Origin of the sequence: uncultured Thiodictyon sp. (genome assembly GCF_903828115.1) — a bacterium.
Classification (GTDB): Bacteria; Pseudomonadota; Gammaproteobacteria; order Chromatiales; family Chromatiaceae; genus Thiodictyon.
The window spans coordinates 1-4,479 of sequence record NZ_CAIKKU010000033.1; the positions used below are offsets into that span (position 1 = coordinate 1).

General features: G+C 66.4%; 3 protein-coding genes and 1 pseudogene. All 4 read left to right on the forward strand.

Going from position 1 to position 4,479, the window contains the following annotated elements; all coding sequences use genetic code 11:
• A pseudogene (locus QZY48_RS01105) lies at positions 1–747 on the forward strand (hypothetical protein); the annotation flags it as partial.
• A 37-nt stretch (positions 748–784) separates the two neighbouring features.
• Positions 785–1,195, forward strand: coding sequence for a hypothetical protein (locus tag QZY48_RS01110; protein ID WP_295426598.1), 411 nt, complete (start codon positions 785–787; stop codon positions 1,193–1,195).
• Positions 1,196–1,220: 25 nt separating this feature from the next.
• Positions 1,221–2,417: a Fic family protein gene (locus QZY48_RS01115; protein WP_295426600.1), complete on the forward strand. Its 1,197-nt coding sequence runs from the start codon at positions 1,221–1,223 to the stop codon at positions 2,415–2,417.
• Positions 2,414–4,360, forward strand: a complete 1,947-nt coding sequence (locus QZY48_RS01120; protein ID WP_295426601.1) for an SNF2-related protein — start codon at positions 2,414–2,416, stop codon at positions 4,358–4,360. Before QZY48_RS01115 ends, QZY48_RS01120 begins: the two co-directional genes overlap by 4 nt.
• Positions 4,361–4,479: the final 119 nt, after the last annotated feature.

Sequence of the window (4,479 nt, forward strand, 5' to 3'; positions counted from 1 at the left end):
CGGGCACTCACGGACAAGGAGCACGAGGCGGTCGCCAACCCGGCCAAGTTCCGCGGTCAGAAGGCCCCCAAGGAGCTGGCCAACCAGGACTACCGGGAGCGCATGGCCGCTATTTTCGCCGAGTGTCGGCGGGTGCTGAAGCCGGACGGGATCATGACCCTGATGTTCACCCACAAGGCCACCGGGGCCTGGGATGCGCTCACCAAGGGCCTGATGGAGGCCGGCTTCGTTATCACCGCGTCCTGGCCGGTGAACACCGAGGCCGAGGGCTCTCTGCACATCAAGGACAAGTCCGCCGCCAACAGCACCATCTTCCTGATCTGCCGCCCCCGTGCCGAGCGCGGTCAGACTGCGGAGTCACTCTACTGGGAGGACCTGGAGCCCCGGGTCCGCGCGGCGGTGCGCAACCGCATCAAGGCCTTTCAGGACGCCGGCATCCGCGGTGTCGATCTGTATCTCTCCTGCTTCGGACCGGCGCTGGAGGAGTTCTCCCGTCACTGGCCCGTGCGGCGCGGCACCCCCCGCCCGGAGCCCGAGGTCAAGCGCCGGCAACGCCAGGCGGACCTGTTCGAGGAGGCCTGGGACCCCTATCTCGCGACCCCCGAGGACGCCCTGGACGCGGCGCGCCGTGAGGTGAAACGCTGGCGCATGGAGAGCCTCACCCACATGCAGCGCCAGGCCGAACTGGACCCGCTCACCGAGTGGTTCGTACTCGGACGCCTTTCAGGCCCCCCAGTTCCCCTATGACGAAGGGCTGCGCCTGGCCCGCGTGGTGGGACTGGACATGGACCGCGAGGTGATCGGACGGGTGGCCGAGAAGAAGGCCAGCAACGTCATCCTCTGGGACAGCGCCATGCGCGCCGCCAAGGGTGCCCTGGGACCGGCCGACGGTTCCCGCGGCTGGATAGACGCCATCCACCACGCCGCCCATCTCGCCCGCACCCGCAGCCTTCAGGCCGCCCAGGACCTGCTGGAGCGCGCCAAAGTGACCCAGGAGCCGCTCTTTCTGTCCGCCCTGGAGGCGGTGCTGGAGGTACTGCCGCCGTCGCGCGCCTTCACCGGCTTCGACCCGGCAGAGGCCGTGCTCCCCTCCGCCAGCGACTTCGAGGTCCTGGAGAACCTGCGCCGGCTGGCCTATGCGGACCGGGTGGACAGGCCGACCCAACTCTCGTTATGGCAGACAGAGATGATGTGACAAGGACATTAGCGGAGATAGCAAAGTGACCTACCGATTCATAGCGCAGTTCCCTGAAGACGCCGCGGCATACGGTTCGGCGGAGCTGCAAGCCCTTGGCAGGGTCTGGCTGGAGCGGCGCGTCGCGTTGAAAGAGAGCGACGCATTCCGTGATTTTCTGAAGAAGTTGCAGCGCGAGTGGGCAATCGAGACCGGCATCATCGTCGAGAAAGGGAAGTACAAGACATTGCCGAACAACCCGCGACGCCGGGATGGAACAATGCACACCTATTGTCCGCCCGAGCTGACGCAAGACGAGATGCAGCGGCTGATCGACTGGTACCGGGACCACGACGCCGGCCTGCCTCCCGAGGTCAAGGCCGCTTGGCTCCACCACCGGTTCACCCAGATCCACCCGTTTCAGGATGGCAACGGCAGGGTTGCGCGGGCGCTGGCATCGCTGGTGTTTCTCAAGGAGGGCTTCTTTCCGCTGGTGATCCGCGATGCCGACCGGCAGGAGTACATCCCCGCGCTGGAGGCCGCCGACGCTGGTGACTTGAGGCCTCTGGTCGGCTTGTTCGCACGCCGGCAAAAGGAAGCGATCCTGCACGCACTGGGCTTGGAGCAGCAGGTCCAGCAAAGCCGGCAGGCCGAAGCCATTATCGCGTCGGCACTGCATGTTCTCAAAGGCAAGTATGACGCGGCCCAGCGGCAGGTCGGTCTTGTTTACGATTGCGCGGATGCGCTGTTCGCAATTGACGAATCGCGGATGCAGGAGATTGCGGGCGACCTCGATCGCCAACTCGCGGCCTTGACACCGCCCCAGCAGTCGCCCTATCGGGCACAATTGCACTCAGCCGGTAAGGAGGGGGGCAACCGGCACTATTTTTACAAGCAAATCGTTGACATAGCGCACCTTCATCATTATTTCGCCAATCTCGACCGGTACCGCGCCTGGGTCCGAATCTGCATTGCGACAGATGACCGTTTCGAGATCGTTGTCAGTCTTCATGGCTACGGGCATGGCGATACCGGCGTGATGGCCGCATCCGCCTTTACGAACCGTCGCGTCGAGCGGGAGGACGGGGGCAACGAGTATGTCGACCTGCGCCCGGCTGGCGTCGACCTTTTTCAATTCAATTATGCCGAACCGCGGGAGAGCACGGTCGAACGGTTCAAGGACTGGCTGGAAGGCTCACTTGCGATTGCGCTGGCCGAATGGCAACGGCTGATTGCGGCATGATGATCAAACTATTCACGGCTCGGGAGTGGCTGACCAAGTACACCCCCGAACAGGGCGACATGGTTACCGGGTTCTATATCCCGGCCCTGGAATGCGCGGTGCGCTATGACCGCTCCACCGGCTACTTCTCCGCCTATGCCCTGGCGCTCGCCGCCCGCGGCATCGAGGGCCTGGTCCGCAACGGCGGCCGTATGCGCCTGGTGGTGGGCTGCACCCTGAAGCCCCAGGACCTGGCGGCCATCCAGCAGGGCGCGGACCTGCGCGATACCGTGGAGGCGGCCCTCCTGACCGAGCCCCTGGGGGCCGCAGACCCGGCGGCGATCGATGCCCTGGCCCTGCTGGCCTGGATGGTCGCCAAGGGCCACCTGGACGTGAAGGTCGCCGTGCCCTGCGATGAGGGGCGCAAGCCCATCGCCGGTCTTGGGCTCTTCCACGAGAAGGCCGGTATCCTGGAAGACGGTGCGGGCAACCGGCTCGCCTTCTGCGGTAGCATCAACGAGACCGAATTCGGTTGGAAGCACAACTGGGAGAGCTTCCACTGCTATACCACCTGGACCGGTGGGGCGGCGCACGTGCAGGCCGAAGAGGAGAGCTTTGCGCGGCTCTGGGCGGACCGGGCCACCTGTGCCATCGTCATGGACGTGCCGGCGGCGGTGCGCCTGGAACTGCTCACGTTTCTGCCGAAGGACGACTTGCCTGGTCGGCTCAAGACGCCCCATGCTGAGGTCGAGTCGCCCACCGAGCCGGCCCCCATCACTGCCGGGCCGCCCGCACCTCACCTGGACCCGCGGCGTCTGATTTGGGGCTACATCCGCCACGCGCCGGCCTTACCCAAGGGTGGCGAGCGGGTCGGGGAGGCCACCAGTGCGGTGACGCCCTGGCCCCATCAGGTGCGCGCCTTCCAGCGTCTCTACGCCCACTGGCCACCGCACCTGTTGATTGCCGACGAGGTGGGACTGGGCAAGACCATCCAGGCCGGGCTGCTGTTGCGTCAGGCGTGGCTCGCCGGCCGGGCGAGGCGCATGCTGGTGCTCGCACCCAAGGCGGTGTTGCGCCAATGGCAGATCGAGCTGCGCGAGAAGTTCAACCTGAACTGGCCGATCTATGACGGCCAGCGTCTGTGCTGGTTGCAGTCCCCGGGGTTCCAGGGGGAGGCGCAACGACTGGTCGGTCCCAAGGAGTGGCACCGCGAGCCCTATGTGCTCGCCTCCAGCCACTTGATGCGCCGTCGCGACCGCGCGGCGGAACTGCTGGCGGGCGCCCAGCCTTGGGATTTGGTGGTGTTGGACGAGGCCCACCACGCACGCCGTGCGGGCGGCGGTCTGGGTGTGGATCAGCGCCCCAACCAACTCCTGCGGCTGATGCAGGCCCTGCGGGACCGAACCGCGGGGCTGGTCCTGCTCACGGCCACACCGATGCAGGTGAGTCCGATCGAGGTCTGGGACCTGCTCGCCTTGCTGGGCATGCCGACCGAGTGGCACCCCCAGGCGTTCCTCGACTTCTTCGACTACGCCGCCCGCCCCAATCCCTCCCACGATCAACTGCGGCAGATGGCGAGCCTCTTTCGGGCGGCGGAGCGGGATTACGGCGCGCTGGCCGAGGACACGGCCCTGCGCCGCTTGCCGGGTTTGAGCAAACTCAAGGTCCGCAAGGTTCTGAAGGCATTGCGTGACACCGCATCCATCCCCTTGAAGCAACTCGAAACCGCCGAGCGCGAGGCGGCGGTGCGGCTGATGAAACTCAACACGCCCCTGCGCGCCCTGGTCTCGCGCCACACCCGGGAGCTGCTGCGCCGTTATCACGCGGCCGGCAAGCTCAAGACGCCGATCGCCACACGCCAGGTGGAGGATCGCTTCGTCGCGATGACCGCAGCGGAACGTCACGTCTACGAGCAGGTGGAAGATTACATCGGGAGCACCTACACTCGACTTTGGCCATTTTAGGCGGTCCCGCTCATCGTGCCAGCCGCGACCGGCAATCGCGGGGCGAGGGTCCGCACGGCGGACCCTGGAGACCACGGAGGCAACCCGTCAGGTTTGCTGGCGGCCCCGGCGCGCCGGCC

Coding starts and splice junctions, on each gene's coding strand:
- QZY48_RS01110 (WP_295426598.1), top strand. CDS start 785: ATGGACCGCGAGGTGATCGGACGGGTGGCCGAGAAGAAGGCCAGCAAC.
- QZY48_RS01120 (WP_295426601.1), top strand. CDS start 2,414: ATGATGATCAAACTATTCACGGCTCGGGAGTGGCTGACCAAGTACACC.